General features: G+C 73.0%; 13 protein-coding genes. 7 read left to right on the top strand and 6 right to left on the bottom strand.

Features of this window, described 5'->3' with window-relative positions:
- Positions 1–4: 4 nt before the first annotated feature.
- From VG869_11095 to VG869_11110, 4 genes are all read left to right on the top strand, one after another.
- A complete protein-coding gene (locus VG869_11095) occupies positions 5–1702 on the top strand; it encodes a GMC family oxidoreductase (GenBank protein ID HEV3451739.1) in 1698 nt (565 codons plus the stop codon).
- A 175-nt stretch (positions 1703–1877) separates the two neighbouring features.
- Complete coding sequence (locus VG869_11100) at positions 1878–3539, top strand: SpoIIE family protein phosphatase (GenBank protein ID HEV3451740.1); 1662 nt, start codon at positions 1878–1880, stop codon at positions 3537–3539.
- A gap of 130 nt (positions 3540–3669) precedes the next feature.
- On the top strand, positions 3670–4902 hold the full coding sequence (locus tag VG869_11105; protein ID HEV3451741.1) for a cytochrome P450: 1233 nt from the start codon (positions 3670–3672) through the stop codon (positions 4900–4902).
- Positions 4899–5510 (top strand): TetR/AcrR family transcriptional regulator, encoded by a 612-nt coding sequence (locus VG869_11110; protein HEV3451742.1) that lies wholly within the window; start codon positions 4899–4901, stop codon positions 5508–5510. Before VG869_11105 ends, VG869_11110 begins: the two co-directional genes overlap by 4 nt.
- Positions 5511–7143: 1633 nt before the next feature.
- On the opposite strand, the gene VG869_11115 is transcribed toward VG869_11110, so the two are convergent.
- The 3 genes from VG869_11115 to VG869_11125 form a co-directional block, all read right to left on the bottom strand.
- Positions 7144–8631 carry a sugar transferase gene (locus VG869_11115; GenBank protein ID HEV3451743.1) on the bottom strand — a complete coding sequence of 496 codons (1488 nt, stop codon included), beginning with the start codon at positions 8629–8631 and terminating at the stop codon, positions 7144–7146.
- Positions 8632–9356: 725 nt separating this feature from the next.
- On the bottom strand, positions 9357–9599 hold the full coding sequence (locus VG869_11120; protein HEV3451744.1) for a hypothetical protein: 243 nt from the start codon (positions 9597–9599) through the stop codon (positions 9357–9359).
- Between the two features lie 146 nt (positions 9600–9745).
- Complete coding sequence (locus tag VG869_11125) at positions 9746–10471, bottom strand: lysophospholipid acyltransferase family protein (protein ID HEV3451745.1); 726 nt, start codon at positions 10469–10471, stop codon at positions 9746–9748.
- Positions 10472–10858: 387 nt separating this feature from the next.
- Between VG869_11125 and VG869_11130 the strand changes: the two genes are divergently transcribed.
- Together VG869_11130 and VG869_11135 are read left to right on the top strand one after the other, a co-directional pair.
- Positions 10859–12073, top strand: a complete 1215-nt coding sequence (locus tag VG869_11130) for a beta-ketoacyl-[acyl-carrier-protein] synthase family protein (protein HEV3451746.1) — start codon at positions 10859–10861, stop codon at positions 12071–12073.
- Positions 12074–12123: 50 nt separating this feature from the next.
- The gene (locus VG869_11135) at positions 12124–12591 is read left to right on the top strand and encodes a peroxiredoxin family protein (protein HEV3451747.1); all 468 of its coding nucleotides are present in this window, start codon (positions 12124–12126) and stop codon (positions 12589–12591) included.
- A gap of 39 nt (positions 12592–12630) precedes the next feature.
- Here the strand turns inward: VG869_11135 and VG869_11140 are convergent, their stop codons facing one another.
- The gene (locus VG869_11140; GenBank protein HEV3451748.1) at positions 12631–13089 is read right to left on the bottom strand and encodes a helix-turn-helix domain-containing protein; all 459 of its coding nucleotides are present in this window, start codon (positions 13087–13089) and stop codon (positions 12631–12633) included.
- A 238-nt stretch (positions 13090–13327) separates the two neighbouring features.
- Here VG869_11140 and VG869_11145 point away from each other — a divergent pair, with 238 nt between their 5' ends.
- Complete coding sequence (locus tag VG869_11145) at positions 13328–13810, top strand: cyclic nucleotide-binding domain-containing protein (protein HEV3451749.1); 483 nt, start codon at positions 13328–13330, stop codon at positions 13808–13810.
- A gap of 138 nt (positions 13811–13948) precedes the next feature.
- Here the strand turns inward: VG869_11145 and VG869_11150 are convergent, their stop codons facing one another.
- Both VG869_11150 and VG869_11155 read right to left on the bottom strand, forming a co-directional pair.
- On the bottom strand, positions 13949–14758 hold the full coding sequence (locus tag VG869_11150) for an ABC transporter permease (protein ID HEV3451750.1): 810 nt from the start codon (positions 14756–14758) through the stop codon (positions 13949–13951).
- The gene (locus tag VG869_11155) at positions 14755–15723 is read right to left on the bottom strand and encodes an ATP-binding cassette domain-containing protein (protein HEV3451751.1); all 969 of its coding nucleotides are present in this window, start codon (positions 15721–15723) and stop codon (positions 14755–14757) included. Before VG869_11155 ends, VG869_11150 begins: the two co-directional genes overlap by 4 nt.
- Positions 15724–15808 lie beyond the last annotated feature (85 nt).

Consider the following 15808-nt stretch of genomic DNA (forward strand, 5'->3'; position numbering starts at 1 on the left):
GCGTGTGACCGACGCCGACGCGGTCATCATCGGCTCCGGACCGGCGGGTGCCACGACGGCCGACGTGCTGACCGCCGCGGGCTGGTCGGTGATCATGCTCGAGAAGGGCCGCAACCACCTGCTGGCGCTCGACCCGCCGTTCGAGCCCCTCGGTCACGTCAGCAACGACGAGCTGAAGCTGCTGTTCCGGCACTTCCTCGGGCCGGACCCGTTCCTCGAGCCGCGCACCTTCCGCCGCCGCGAGGCCGAGGGCGACCGGCTCGTCGCCGGGGCGGTGAACAACCTGCCGTCGACGGTCGGCGGCGGCGGCTTCCACGCCGACGGGAAGCTGCCGCGCTTCCGCGACGTGGACTTCCGCGCCCGCTCCGAGCTGGGTCCCGTCGACGGCGCCGACGTCGTCGACTGGCCGTTCGGCTACGACGAGCTCGAGGCCTACTACGCCGCCGCGGAGCGGGTGGTCGGGGTGGCCGGCGACCACACCGCCAACCCGTTCGCGTCGTGGCGGTCGGGGCCGTATCCGATGCCGCCGGGACCCGACATGTTCTGCGCCGCGCTGACGTCGGAGGCCGCGACCGGCCTCGGGTACCACCCCTACCGGGCCCCCACGGGGGTCAACAGCGTCGAGTACGACGGTCGCCCGGCCTGCGTCAACTGCGGCTTCTGCGGGTTCTTCGGGTGCCCGATCGAGGCGAAGGGCGACCCGGTGGCGCCGCTGCGCCGCGCCCTGCGCACCGGCCGCTGCGAGGTGCGACCCGAGTCCTACGTCACCGAGGTCGTCGTCGACCGCACCGGACGGCGGGCTCGCGGCGTGCGGTACCTCGACGCCGACGGGGTCGACCGGGAGGTCGCTTCCGACCACGTGGTCGTGGCCGCGGGCGCGTTCGAGACGCCCCGACTGCTCCTGCGCTCCGAGCTCGGCAACCCCGACGTGGTGGGCCGGTACCTGATGTTCCACTTCCAGACCTACGTGCTCGGCGTGTTCCCGTTCGGGCTCCACGGCCACCGGGGTCGGTCCGTGACGCACCTCATGGACGACCCGATCGTCCCGGATCGAGCCGCCGAGCACGCGGCCCGGGACGCGGGCCTCCCCTACTTCCGGGGCGGGATCGTCGAGCACGGCGCGGGCGGGCACCCGATCCTCGAGGCGATCTACCTCCACCCGGGTGCGGTGCACACTCGCCTCATGCTCGAGTCGCCGATGCGCGAGCGCCTGGCCGCGTTCACGATGCAAGGCGAGGACCTCCCCCAGGCGGCGAACCGCGTGGACCTCGACCCGGTCGTCAAGGACGTCTGGGGCGCGCCGGCGGGCCGAGTCACGTACGCCGCGCACCGCCACGAGGTCGCGTGCGCCGAGCACTGGGCCCCCCGGCTCGAGGAGGTCATGCGCCGAGCGGGCGCCGAGGCCACGTTCTGGGTCACCTCCCCGCCGCTCGAGGACGCGCGCGGCCGGGTGGCGCGCGACCCGACGCCGATCTCGCGCCACGTCATGGGAACGGCGCGGCTGGGCGCGGATCCGCGGACCAGCGTCTGCGACGCGTGGCAGCGGCTGCACGACGTCGACAATGTCGTGATCACCGACTCCTCGGTGTTCCCGACCTCGGCCGGCTACGGCCCGACGCTCACGATCGTGGCCTTGGCCATCCGGGCCGCTCGGGCCCTGGCCGGGCTGGACCCGCTCCGCTCCACGCCGCCCCCGACCTAGGACCGGTTCCAGCCGCGCGCGTCGCCTGCACGCTCCGGCCGGCGCCGCGGCGCCACGGCGGGTTTTGAACTCACCCGCCGCGCCGCCCACAATGGCGCCAGCCGAGAGCTCCGGCGCGCTGGGCTCGTCGCACGGATCGAATCAGCACGGTCCTAGCACCGCGTCCGAGGAGCCGATGGACCGCACCTCCCTGCAGCCACCGGGTCGAAGCCCGTGGGACCCGCAGCGGCCGCTCCCGGTGCCGCGCTTCGCCGTGGGCACCGTGGCCGGGCTGGCCGCGGTCGTGGTCATCGCGGCCGCGGTACCCGACACGATCGCGCAGCCGAGCATCCCGGCCGGTCTCATGCTGCTGGCGGTCGTGCTCGCCGCCATCGTCGGCGGCGTCGCCGCGGGCTGGATCGTGCTCGTGGCCAGCCTCGGAGCGTTCCTCTACGTCTTCGAGTCGCCCCACGACCAGTTCGCTCGGCACAGCTTCGTCGACTGGGCCGCGATTGGCACCATCGCCGCCGTCGGGTTTGTGCTCATCGTCGCCGTCGGGACCCTGCGTCGCAGCGCCCGCCTCGCTCGGCTCGGCCAGGCCCGCTTGGACGTGCTCCTGCGGGTGTCCTCGCACTTCGACGACGACCTCGACCCCGACGCGGCCCTCCGCCAGATCGCCGCCGCCGCCGTGCCGGCGTTCGCCGACCACTCGGTGATCGACCTCCTGGACGACCACGGCGGGTTCCGCCGGATCGTCGCCGCCGACCTCGACCCCCTGACCGCCGAGTACGCGGCCAACCTCGAGCGCTACCCACCCGAACCCGGCCGCGACGACCACCCGTCCTGGCAGGTGGTGCGGACGGGCAAGCCCATGCTCGTCAGCTCGGTCGACGACGCCGTCCGGGTCGCCGTCACGCAGTCGCCGGAGCACCTCGAGATCATTCGGATGCTGAACCGCCAGTCCCTCCTGATCGTGCCGATCCCAGGCGAGGGACGTCCGATCGGCGCGCTCACGCTGGCCCAACGAGCCGCGTCTCGCCGCCGGTTCTCGAAGCACGACATCCCGGTGGCGGTCGAGCTCGGCATCCGGGCCGGGAGCGCGCTGCAGAACGCGTTCGCGCACGCGCAGGTGCGCGACTCGTTCGTCGACATCCAGCGCCAGCTCCTGCCCCGACGGCTCCCGGCCATCGACGGGGTGGAGCTCGGGGCTCGCTACGTGCCCGCCGGCGCCGCCAGCGAGGTCGGCGGCGACTGGTACGGAATCGTGCCGATCAGCGCCGATCGCGTCGGCCTGGCCGTGGGCGACATGGTGGGGAACGGGCCGATCGCGACGGCGGCGATGGCGCGGGCCCGGTACGCGCTGCTCGCGCTCGCGCATCGCGGGGCCGAGCCCGAGCGCGTGCTCACGGAGCTGAACCAGCTGCTCTTCGCGGTCGAGGCCTCCGACATCCTCACCGTCGTCTACGGGATCCTCGACCTCGGGCAGCGTCGCTGGACCGAGGCCCGGGCCGGGCACATGCCGACGCTGCTGCGCCCGGCGGGATCGGACGCTCGGGTGCTCGATTCGAAGCCCGGGGTCCCGCTCGGGGTGCTCGCCGACGCCCATTACCACCAGGAGGAGCACGAGATCGGGCCCGGCTCCATGGTCGTCCTCTACACCGACGGGCTGGTCGAGCGACGCGGCGAGGTCCTCGACGTCGGCATCGAGCGCCTCCGCAGCCGGCTGCGCGACGTCGGCTCCGACCTGGACGCCGCCTGCGCCGTCATCACGCACGAGCTCGTCGGGGACGTGCCGGAGGACGACGTGGCCCTCCTGATGGCGCGCGTCGGGGCCGCGTCCGCCGCCCTCGATCGGTAGCCCCGTGGGCGGCGGCGGCCCGAACCCGGGCCCCGGCCGGCCCCAGTGCCCCGGACCCCTTGACTGATGACCGGTGGTCATTTATAAGTGACCATTGGTCAGTAAGATCGGGCGGACGAGAGGAGGCGCCGTGTCCGTGATCGACGTCGACCTGGACGAGGTGGACCCGTTCGGGCTCGAGTGGCGCCAAGCGCCGTGGCCCCTGTACCGACGGTTCCAGGACGAGTCCCCGGTCCACCGGTTCCCGCAGGGCGGGTGGCTCCTGACCCGGTTCGAGGACTGCAGCGAGGTGCTCCGCGACCGTCGCTTCGGATCGGACCCGTCGAACCTGAACGAGACCGGACGCGCCGCGATCGGCGCCAACGACGTGTACCAGCCGGGGAGCTCGGTGCTCCTCTTCATCGACCCGCCCGACCACACCCGGATCCGCTCCCTCGTCTCGAAGGCGTTCACGCCGAAGGTCGTGAGCCGGCTCCGCCCCTGGCTCGAGGGGCTGGTCGACCGGCTGCTCGACGCGCGGGTCGAGCAGGGCGAGCTCGAGGTGCTCGCCGACCTCGGCTACCCGCTGCCGGCCGAGGTCATCTGCCAGCTGCTCGACGTGCCGCTCCGCGACCGCGACCAGTTCCGCGACTGGTCGGCGGCCGCCTCCCGTCTCCTGGACGGGAACCTCGAGCCCGCGGCCCAGGAGGCCGGCGTCCTGGCCACGATGCAGCTCTTCGGCTACTTCGCCGAGCTGCTCGAGGACCGCCGGCGCCACCCGGGTGACGATCTCCTGTCCGGCCTCGTGGCGGCGGAGGAGGAGGGCGACCGGCTGACGCCCGAGGAGCTGCTGACGACGGTCGTGACGCTGTTCGTGGCCGGGTACGAGACGACGATGAACCTCATCGGCAACGGCACGCTGGCGCTGCTCGACCACCCGGGCCAGCTGGCCGCGCTCCAGGCCGACCCGTCGCTCGCTCGTCCGGCGACCGAGGAGGCGCTCCGGTACGAGGGACCGGCCCAGCTCGTCCCTCGCGTCGCGCTGGAGCCGCTGCGGGTCGGCGAGGCCGAGGTCGAGGCGGGCGATTCGGTCGTGGTCGGGATCGCGGCGGCGAACCGCGACCCCCGCCGGTTCGCCGATCCCGACCGCTTCGACCTGCACCGCGCCGACGCCGGGCACCTGGCCTTCTCGCTCGGGCCGCACCACTGCCTCGGCGCCGCCCTGGCGCGGCTCGAGGCCGAGGTCGCGTTCGCGGCCATGGCCCGGCGCCTGCCGCAGCTCGAGCTCGCCGGTGACCGGCCCCGCTTCCGCGCCCACGCCATCCTGCGCGGCCTCGAGGCCCTCCCGGTCCGGTTCACGCCGGGCCCGCGGTCGGCCGAGTGACCGAGGTCGCGGCACCGCGCTGGCAGCGCCGGCCCGAGGCGCGCCGGGACGAGCTCCTCGACGCCGCCCAGCGGCTCTTCACCCGGCACGGCCTGGCCCAGACCAGCGTCGCCGACATCGCCGCCGAGGCGGGCGTCGCCAAGGGCAGCGTCTACCGGTACTTCGAGAGCAAGGAGGCGCTCCTGAGCGCGCTGAAGGACCGGTTCTTCGAGCGCATGATGGAGCGGGTCACGGCCGTGGTCGCGGCGATGCCGGACGCCGGCTTCTTCGAGCTGGCCGACGCCGCGATCGACGCCACCACCCGGCTGCTGTTCGCGGAGGCCGACCTCGTCGAGCTGTGGTCCCAGGGCACGGCGCCGGAGCGCGGCGACGAGTTCGCGCGCGGGATCGCCCTCCTGGCAAGCACCTACGAAGCGGGTATCCGGGATGCCGTCGCCGACGGGCGCGTCGACTGCGCCGACCCGCGGACCACCTCGCTCCTGCTCGTGTACGCGGTGCAGGGCACCGCGACCCACGCCATCCTGAACGGCGGGGGTCCCACGCCCGACGAGGTCATCGCCGCCGCGCAGACCATGACCCGACGGGTGCTCGGGCCGCCCGCCCGCTGAGCCGCCCTCGCTGAGCGCCCGGCGCGGCGTCCACCGGGCGCGATCGGCTCGCCCCGCCGCAGGTGCCCACCGCATCGACTCGATGCTGCTGAGAGTGAGCAACTGTTCACCGCCGGTGGTAGCGTGCCATCGACCGAGTTCGATGGTTGGAGGGGCACGCCACGCGGCGTCGGCTGGTACCGGGATAGTGGCTTTGCGCAGCCGATATCGATGGGAGGGTCACGCGGCCCTCGCCCGGGGGGTGCGCGCCCTCGCGCTGCTGCTGCCCTTGGGGCTGGCGTTCGCAGCCGCCTTGGCCACCAGCCGTTGGGTGTACCGATACCGGGGCGACAGGCCGTTGGCCTGGGTGTTGGCGTGGATCCTCGCGGTGACGGGTTCCGCGATGGTGGCCCTCCTGTGGTCGAGGCGTCTCAGCGTTCGCGCGCTGGTGTTCGCCACCCTGCTCGGGCTCTCGCTCGAGTTCCCTTCCCCGGCGCCGTCGCGGTGGCGTCTCACGGTGCGCGCCCACAGCCTCCCGCTGCTGCAGGCGCGGATGGAGGACGCGATCACGGGCAACGGCTCGGCCCAGGCGTCCATCGCCGCGGCGCTCGGCGCCACGATGACTGCCTACGGCGAGCGCAGCTCTCGCGACCTGACGCGGAAGCTGGTCTCGGGAGCCGTGGTCCTGAGCGCGGCCACGCTGGTGATCAGCGTGGTGCTGGGACCCGCCGGACACCCAGGTCGGACCACACCGTCGAGGGCGGCCGCCGGCGCCCGGGTCCGGGAGGGCCCGCCGCTGAGATCCACGCAACCGCCGGCGCCTGCGGCGACGGCCCCGGTGCCGGTGACCCCCGCAACCGTGAGTCCGCCGACCGCTCCGGGGGCTGCGGCCGCGGCGGCACCGACGGGCCCGGCACCCGCGGCCCCGGCGCCAGCAGCGGTGGCTTCACCGACCGCTCCGGTGGTTGCGGCCGCAGGGGCGGTCGTGGCCCCTGCTACTCCGGCGCGCTCCGTGATTTCAACGACCGCTCCGGGGGCTGCGGCCGCGGCGGCACCGACGGGCCCGGCGCCCGCGGCCCCGGCGCCAGCAGCGGGGGCTTCACCGACCGCTCCGGTGGTTGCGAACCCAGCGGCGGTCCTGGCCCCGGCAGCCTCGCCGTTCCGGGCAGCAGGCGTTCCTCCGTCCCCGCCCGGATCCGGCCCGCCGCTCGGCTCCGGTCAGCCCGGCCCCGGCTCGCCGGTCGCCGCGATCACGTCGCCCGAGCCCGCCCCCAGCGGATCCCCGACCCTGATCCCCCCGTCCCCGGACGTCGTGCCCGCCGGCGCGCCGGGGTCTGCTCCCCCGGCCCCCCCGGCGCTCGTCGGGGTCGTCGGGCCTGCGACGCCGGAGTCGCCCTTCGGGACGCCCCCGGTTGTCCAGGGCACCGGGGAGCTGGTCTCGGTCAGCCAAGCCGGACCCGAGCCTGGGCCCGGCAGCTGAGGCGGGCGCTCAGCGCACGTAACGACAGGCCGTGCACGACGCACGGAGCCCGTCCAGCCACGGGACGACGAGGGTCGGGTGGCGGGCCCGTCGTTGAGCGTCCTCCGCCTTCCCGGCCGATCCGCCGACCTCGGCGCGGACTCCGTGAGCAGAGCCGGCGCACAAGCGACCGGACTAGTAGGCGCCGCGCTTGCGGAGGACCACGGGCACCGTCTTGGCGATGATGGCGAGGTCGCGCCACAGCGACCAGTTGTCGACGTAGTACAGGTCGAGGCGCACATACTCGGAGAAGTCCAGGTTGCTGCGACCGCTCACCTGCCACATGCCCGTGAGCCCCGGCCTGACTCGCAACCTCGAGCGCAGCTCGAGTGTCCATTGGTCCATCTCCGAGAACAGCGCTGGCCTCGGACCGACCAGGCTCATCTCGCCTCGGACCACGTTCCACAGTTGAGGGATCTCATCGATGGAGAATCGGCGAATCGTGCGCCCAACTCGGGTGATCCGCGGGTCTTCGTGCACCTTGAAGAGCGGACCGTCGGCCTCGTTCCGGTGGCGCAGGTCGATGATCAGGTCTTCGGCGTTCGCGACCATGGTGCGGAACTTGAGGACCCGGAATGGCCGACCGTCCCTCCCCACTCGGACCTGCGAGAACAGCACTGTGCCCGGGCTGTCCAGCTTGATGACCAGCGCGACCAAGCCGAGGAGCGGGGCAAGGACGATGAGCGCGATTGCTGAGCAGACGAGCTCGAAGCTGCGCTTCGCGACGGCGCGCCACCCCCCGTAGTGCACGCGTTCGACATAGACGATCGGCGTGGTGCCGAGTGGTCGAACGGTGAGTCGCTCGGCATCGATGCCCTGCAACGAGGACGACATCTCCACGTGGACGCGGGCGTCGACGAGCTCGCGGACCAGTCGATTACAGGCCGCGGCAGTCACCGCAGTGGTGGCGACGATCACACCGCCGGCGCCGGTCGCGCGAACCACGCTCAGCGTGTCGGCGACTCGACCGGCGACCGGTACGCCGAGGAGATCGGTCACTCCGCTGTCGTCGGTGACCCCGACGACCCGGTAACCGAGCACCGGGTGTGTGATCAGCAGGCCGCAGATCGACTCCGCCTCGGCGTTCGCGCCGACGACCACGACCAAACGCAGTGACCGACCCGAGCGCCGCAACTTGTTGAACCAGGCGCGGGCGGCGCCTCGCTCGACGACGCAGGTGGCCACCGTGGTCGGGAAGCACAGCACCAGCCAACCTCGTGAAACGTGTTGCTTCGCCATGAAGCTGACGGCGGCCATCAGCAGCGTGCTCGTCAGCACCGCGTGGGTCAGGCGACCCGTTTCGTCGAGCCACGACGTGATATGGCGGGCCTCGTACAGGCGGTACCACGAGAACACGCCCAGCCACAGCGGGATTGACACGGACCCGATCACCACGCTGAGGCTGGTGGTCGTGCCGTCGGGCCTGTTCCTCAGCACGAACGCCGCCATCAGGCCGAGCTCGATCGCAACCAGGTCGGCGAGCACGGCGCATGCCTTCAGCAGCCCCGGGTTGTACGGCCGGACGGCGCTTGGCCACGCGGCGCCATCGCCGGCGCGCGGCCGAGGCTCTTCGGTGCGGGTCCGGGCGTCGCCGGCGTAGGTCCGGGCGTCGCCGACTAGCACGTCGACCCGCCGGGGTCGCGTCCGCGCCGCAGTGGACACGAGGCCGTGGCTCGGCTCGACGGACGCCGGGAGTGTCGGCTGATGCGACCCGAGGGTGCGGAGCCGGCGGGCCCGGACCACGCACTGGCGGTCGAGTCAGGCGGTCCGCGCCTCGACCGTGACCACGGCGTCTCGGGCCGCCGCCGGCTCGAGCGGGTGGCACATCCCGGGCTCAGCCGGGGCGTTGGGGTTGCTGCGGCCGAGGCCCGCCGCGGGGCCCGTCGGGCTCCGGGGGCACGGCCGGCCTGAGGTCCGACAAATCGGACATCCCATCCCAAGACCGCCACGCTTGGGCCCTACCACTTTACGTGGAGGCTCAAACACTGAAAGTGACAAGGGCCGAGTTCGGCCTGGCCGGGCGCCGGGGGTTTGGCCGTCCCGACCGAAGCACCCGGGCGCCCCGGCGACCTGTGGCGGTGAAGCGAGGCAGGAACCGACACGTCGCGATCCGGTCTCCACCCCCACTCGGGCCGGGCGAGCGGTGCCCTCCCTCGGGACTCGTCGCGCGTTGGCGGCCGATTGATCTCGTGGAGACCGCGCCGCCGGGCGCACGCTCGGACAGCGCGTCGCACCCCGCGAAGACGGAAACGAATCGGCACGTCCCGTGGACGTGGCGGTGAATCGCGGTCGACCGGCAGGCTCCAGCCAGGTGGCGCGCTCCCTGCGTTTCCGCGGGTCCGTTCGCTCTAGCCCTCGGCCTGGGCCCGGAACTTGTCGTAGAGCTCCGCAACGGTTGTCTCGCTGAGCGCCTCGGGGTCATAGAGCGATTCGTCGAACTGGATGCCGGCGCGCTCTTCGATCTCGTACACCCATTCCATGATGTCGAGGGAGTCGGCGTCGATCGTCGCGAGCCGGGAGCCGGGCTCGACCGTGCTGTCCTCAGAGATCGTGCGGAGCTCGCCGATCACCTCGTCAAGGGAGGGAAACACCGATCTCCGATCTCGAACACTGCGGGCAGCTCAGCGCTGGGCACGGACTCTAGCGGTGAGGCCGCTGACCCCACGCCGCGCCGACGCGGTGCGGATGGGCACGTCGCGGGGGGCCTCGAACGACCGCCCGCGAGCACCGGGCGGACTCACGACGACCGACCGCCGACGCGTCCTCGGGGAGTCGGCCGAGGGACCGCGGTTTCCGGGGGTCGCACCCACCACCCGTCGTCGCGCCGCTTCGGTCGCTGCGGGTAGATCTCGCGTGCCGTGCGGACGGAGGCGGCGACCGCGGCCATGATCCGGTCCGTCGCGGCGCAGAGGTCCTCGTCCGGCCCCACCGAGAGCGGCCGCCCGACGACGACGCTCACGGAGACGCCGGGGCGCAGCCGACGCTTCCGTCCCTTCGGGTAGAGGCGCTGGGCGCCCCAGACGCCGACCGGCACCACCGGGGCCCGGCTCAGGCCGGCGAGCCACGTGATGCCGGTCTTGCCGGGCATGGGGTCGAGGTCGTCGGAGATACCGCCTTCCGGGAAGATGCCGAGGCACTCCCCGCGCTCCAGCGCGGCCAACGCGGGCGCCAGCGAGCTCCCGGCCGCGACGGTGCCACGCGGCACCGGGATCTGGTGGGTATGGGTGAGGAAGAAGCGCGCGCCGCGGTGGCGCCAGAGCTCCGACATGGCGAGGAAGCGCACCTTGCGGCCGGTCCGCTCACCGAGCCAGAGCAGGAGGAGCGGATCGAGGAAGGACACGTGGTTGCTCGCCAGCAGCACCGGGCCGGCGCGGGGAACGTGTTCCTGGCCCACCATCGTCAGCCGGAACATCGGGCGGATCGGATAGAGCAGGACCCGACCGAGTCCCCAGACCGGCTCCATCCCGCCCACCCCTACGCGGGGAGGCCGGTCGACCGGCGGTCGGATCGCGCCGGCGCGCGCCCCGACTCGAATCGGCGTGCGCGAGGGCGTAGGGGATCCGGTGGGTCGGCCTCACCGGCGGCGCACGCGGCCAGGGCGAAGCCCGTGGCCCACGCAACGGCCTGGAGCGGCGGCTCGCTGCATCCGGGAGCCGTCATCGGTCGGTGGCGCGGAGCGCGCCCGAGTGAGCGCAGCGGCATGCTCGAGTCCCTCCGGTGACGACGGCCCACGCGGGCGCGCGAAACTACACCCGCCCAGACGAACGTCGACACGGTGCCTGAGGGACATCACATGGTGGGGAATGGTCACAGCGCGCCGGGGGACGGGCGGCGGCCGGCACGCGTCGCCGTGACCGGGCTCGGCGTGATCTCGCCCGCGGGCTCGACCGTGGAGCGCTTCTGGACCACGTTGCTCGCTGGACGCTCCGTCGCGGCACCGGTGCAGCGGACCGACGTCTCGGAGGCGTCGATCCAGTTCGCGTGCGAGGCCCGCGACTTCGACCCTCGCTCGGTGCTCTCCGAGAAGGAAGCGCGCCGCACCGATCGCTTCGCGCAGTTCACGATCGCCGCGGCCGAGGCCGCCTACACCGACGCCGGGCAACCGGACGTCGACGGGGCGCGGGTGGGCACGATCGTGGGCAACGGCCTGGGCGGCCTGGAGACGGTCGACCACGGTGCCCGCGAGTTCCTCGGGATGTTCGCGCCCGGCCTGAAGGGCCGCATGAACCCGCTGTTCGTGCCGACGGTCATGCCGAACGCGGGCGCCGCCCACGTCAGCATGCGGCGCGACTTCCGGGGACCCTGTCTGACGATCTCGACTGCGTGCGCGGCCGGCGCGCACGCGGTCGGCGAGGGGCTCCGCCTGCTCCGGGACCGCAGCGCCGATCTCGTCGTCGTGGCTGGCGCAGAGGCACCGGTGACGCCGTCGGTGCTCGTGGCCTTCGGGGCTGCGCACGCGCTCTCGGAGCGGTCGGCCGACCCCGCCTCGGCGTCACGTCCGTTTGACGCCGATCGCGATGGCTTCGTGCTGGCCGAGGGCGGCGCCGCCCTCGTCCTCGAGCGGTACGAGGACGCCGTCGCCCGTCGGGCGCCGATCCGCGCCGAGCTCCTCGGCTACGGGCGAAACACCGACGCCTACCACCTCGTGGCGCCACCACCCGACGGGCGGGGTGCCGTGGACTGCATGCGCCTGGCCCTGGAGGACGCCGGGCTCACGCCGAGGGACGTGGCCCACGTCGACGCCCACGGCACCTCGACCCCGCACAACGACGCCGCTGAGGCGGTGGCCATCCGGACCCTGTTCGGCCCCAACGCGCCGCCGGTCACGTCGATCAAGGGGGTGCTCGGCCACGCCATCGGGGCCGCGGGAGCGATCGAGGCCGTGGCGAGCGTGCTCACGATCGCGGAGCGCTGCATCCCCCCCACCGCCAACTTCACGACCCCGGACCCCCAGATCGCGCTCGACGTGGTGACCGAGCCCCGGCCGCTCGGCGACGGGGCCGTCCTCTCGAACTCCTTCGCCTTCGGCGGCCACAACGCCGTTCTCGTCTTCGGAGCGCCCTGACGCTCGGCGTCCCCGGGCTCGGACCGGGTCCGGCGACCTAGAGTCCGCCCGTGAGCGACAGCACGAAGGCGCCGGTCGGATCGCAGGCTCCGGACTTCACGCTCCCGCGATCGGGGGGCGGCGACGTGACCCTCTCCTCCTACCGCGGTCGCCCGGTGGTGCTCGCCTTCCTCCGGGGCTACGCCTGACCGTTCTGCCGGCGGCACCTCGCGCAGTTGCGCGACGACTACGAGCAGTTCCAGGGCGCAGGAGCCGAGATCCTGGCCGTGTCGGCGGAGCCGGCGCGTGCATCGGAGGCGTACCTCCAGTCGCATCCGCTGCCGTTCCCGACGCTGATCGACGAGGACCACACCGTCTTCGACGCCTACGACGCCACGAGCCGACTGATCTCGCTCGGCCAGCGGCCCGCGCTCTTCGTCATCGACGGTGACGGGATCGTGCGCTTCGACGAGGTCGGAGCGCAGCAGTGGAACATCCCCTCGAACCGCACGGTGCTGCAGGTCCTCGAATCCCTCTGAGCGGGGGCGGGTGGTCCCGCCGACGAGCCTCGAGGTCGCTCAGCCGCGGGGCGACGCTCCGGCCGGCACGGCCTCGACGTCCCTCGCGCCGACCCACTCGCCGCAGGCCGGACACGCCAGCTCGGGGTGCATGACCGTCCCGCATTCTCGGTGACGGAGCTGAACCGGCGGCTCCTCGCCGGCGTCCATCCACCGGTCGCCCCAGCGCAGCAGCGAGACGATCACGGGGTAGAGGTCCAGGCCCTTCGGCGAGAGTCGGTACTCGTATCGGTCGGGGTGCTCCGAGTACCGGCGGCGCTCGAGGATCCCGTGCTTCACGAGGGTCTTCAGCCGCTCGGCCAGCACCGGGCGCGGCGCGCCGGTCCGGGCCTGCAGATCCTCGAAGCGACGCGTGCGCATGAACGCCTCGCGCAGGATCAGCATCGTCCAGCGGTCGCCGACCACCGAGAGGGCCCGGGCGATCGAGCAGTGCTGGTCACCAATCTCGCTCCAACGCACCCTCGTGACCGTAGTCACCTTGCGTTCGAAAAGCAAACCCACTAGGTTCTGAAGTTGAACCGAAGGGGAGGCCGCACGTGAGCGAGGAACCGGGACTGCGTCGTCAACGCCGCCACGGGAGTGGCCGCCGATGGCGCGCCCGGCGACACCGACGCACGGCCTCGGTCGTCGGCCCGGCCCCCTCGGGCCGACCGGCCCGGATCCACCACCGCGCTCACCGTGCCGGGGGAAGAAGCAGGTGAAGACGACCGATCTGAAGATCGACCTGCTGCGGTCGGTTCCCGGATTCGCCGACCTGAGCGAGCGCCAGCTCGCCCGGTACGCACCGCTCTTCGACGAGGTCAAGGTCGCCGCGGGGGTGGTGCTGGCGCGCGAGGGCGAGGTCGGCCGCGAGCTGGTGGTCATCGTCGAGGGACGGGCCACCCTCGAGCGCCGCGGCGCGGCGAGCGAGGTGCTCGGCCCGGGCGCCTTCGTGGGCGAGACCGCCATCCTCGGCGAGGTGCCCCACTGGTCCAGCGTGGTCACTCGGACCCCGATGCGGCTCTTGGTGGCCGGTCGAGAGAGCTTCCGGGCGCTCGGCAGCGACCCCGACCTGCTCCGCCGGGTCGCCGCCACCCTTGCCACTCGGTTGCGGGCGGCGCCCGATCCGCACGGGACCGCCGCGCTCAGAAGCGCGCCCGCTCCCCCCGTGCGAGCCGGCGCGGCACCGACGTTCGCCTGAGCGCACCGCGCGTTCCGCCTGGCGGACCGGTCAGGCTCCCCCACGGCTGCTCGCGAGCCGCCGGCCACCCCCGAGGCGGCCGCCAGGTCCGGCGCGAGTGGACGGCACGGCCCGGCCGGGGGGAGCCGGGCCGTGCCGCTACGTGGCGCGCCGGTAGCGGGCGACCGCGAGCGGCGCGCAGACGGCGACGATGCCGACGATCCACGCCAGCGCGCTGAGGACGTGGGAGCTGACGGCGCCGCCGAGGGTCAGGGTGCGCACCGCGTTGACGACCACGGAGACCGGCTGGTGCTTCGCGAACACCTGGAGCCAGCCAGGCATCGACGCCACCGGGACGAACGCGGAGGACGCGAACACGAGCGGGGCGAGGATCGGGAATGACGCGGCCTGCGCCGTCTCGCTGTCGCGGACTGACAGGCCCACGATGGCGAACACCCAGGACAACGAGTACGCGAAGGCAAGCACGAGGCCGAGCCCGGCGACGATCGACAAGGCGCCGCCGGTCGGGTTCCACCCGACGGCCAGCCCGACCACGCACATCAGGCCGACGACGAACACGTTGCGAAGCAGGTCGGCGAGGGTGCGCCCGAGGAGCACCGCGGAGCGAGCCATCGGCAGCGACCGGAAGCGGTCGACGAGGCCCTTCTGGAGGTCCTCGGCGAGGCCGACGCCGGTGGTGAGCGCGCCGAACACGACCGTCTGCACGAAGATGCCCGGCATGAGGTAGTCGACGTACGGAACGCCCGGAACGTTGATCGCGCCGCCGAAGACGTAGCGGAACATCAGCACGAAGATGACGGGCTGGATCGTCGCGAAGACGAGCAGCTGCGGGTTCCGTCGGATGTTCAGGACGTTCCGCCACGCGATGGTCAGCGCGTCACCGACCACAGAGGGTCGGCCGACAGTCCGAGTTGACGGGGCGGTCAGGGTCACAGGGGGCGCGGTCATCGGTTGACTGCCTCCTTCTCGTCGGCGGCGTGGCCGGTGAGGGTCAGGAACACGTCGTCCAGCGTCGGCTCTCGAAGCGCCATGGCGCGGGGCTCGAGGCGCTCGGCGTCGAGGACGCGCACCGCCTGGAGCATGGCCTGGGCGCCATCAGCGACGTTCACACGGACCTCTTTGCCGTCGACGGCGAGCTCGCCGACCCGATGGAGCCGTGCCGCCGCGCTGCGGGCGGTGTCGGGGTCGTCGAACGCGACCTCGATGATCGTGGCACCGAGTCGGGCCTTCAGCTCGCTGGCGGTGCCTTCGGCGATCAGGGTGCCGCGATCGATGACGACGATCCGGTCGGCGAGGCGGTCGGCCTCCTCCAGGTACTGGGTCGTCAGGAGCAGGGTCGTGCCGGCGTCGACGAGCTCCTCGATGAACGCCCACAGCTCGGTGCGGCCCTGCGGGTCGAGCCCGGTCGTCGGCTCGTCGAGGAAGAGCACCGGCGGCTCATGGACGAGCGCGGCCGCCAGGTCGAGCCGTCGGCGCATCCCGCCCGAGAACGTGCGGACGAGGCGGTCGGAGGCGTCGGCGAGGTTGAAGCGCTCGAGGAGGGTGTCGGCGCGGCGGACGACGTCGGCCCAGGGCAGGTGGGTGAGCCGGCCCACGAGGCGCAGGTTCTCCCTGGCGGTGAGGTTCTCGTCGACGGCGGCGTACTGGCCGGCCAGGCCGATGACGGCCCGGGTCCCCATCGGGTCCTCGGTCACGTCCTGGCCGAGGACCTCGGCCCGTCCCCGATCCGGCTTCAGCAGCGTGGTCAGGATCCGGACCGCGGTGGTCTTGCCCGCCCCGTTGGGGCCGAGCAGGCCGAGGACGGTGCCGACCGGCACCTCGAAGGACACGCCGGCGAGGGCGTGGACGTCCCCGAACGACTTGCCGAGGTCGACGGCGCGGATGGCGAGGCTGGCGGTCACGGGGGTTTCCATGACCGGATCCTACGCACTATGCTTCAGGTAAGTCAAATATCCGAGTCCTCGGAGATTTGGAGCCTTGAACACTCCAAGCAAGCCC

It is taken from the genome of Acidimicrobiia bacterium (assembly GCA_035948415.1).
GTDB lineage: Bacteria > Actinomycetota > Acidimicrobiia > IMCC26256 > PALSA-555 > PALSA-555.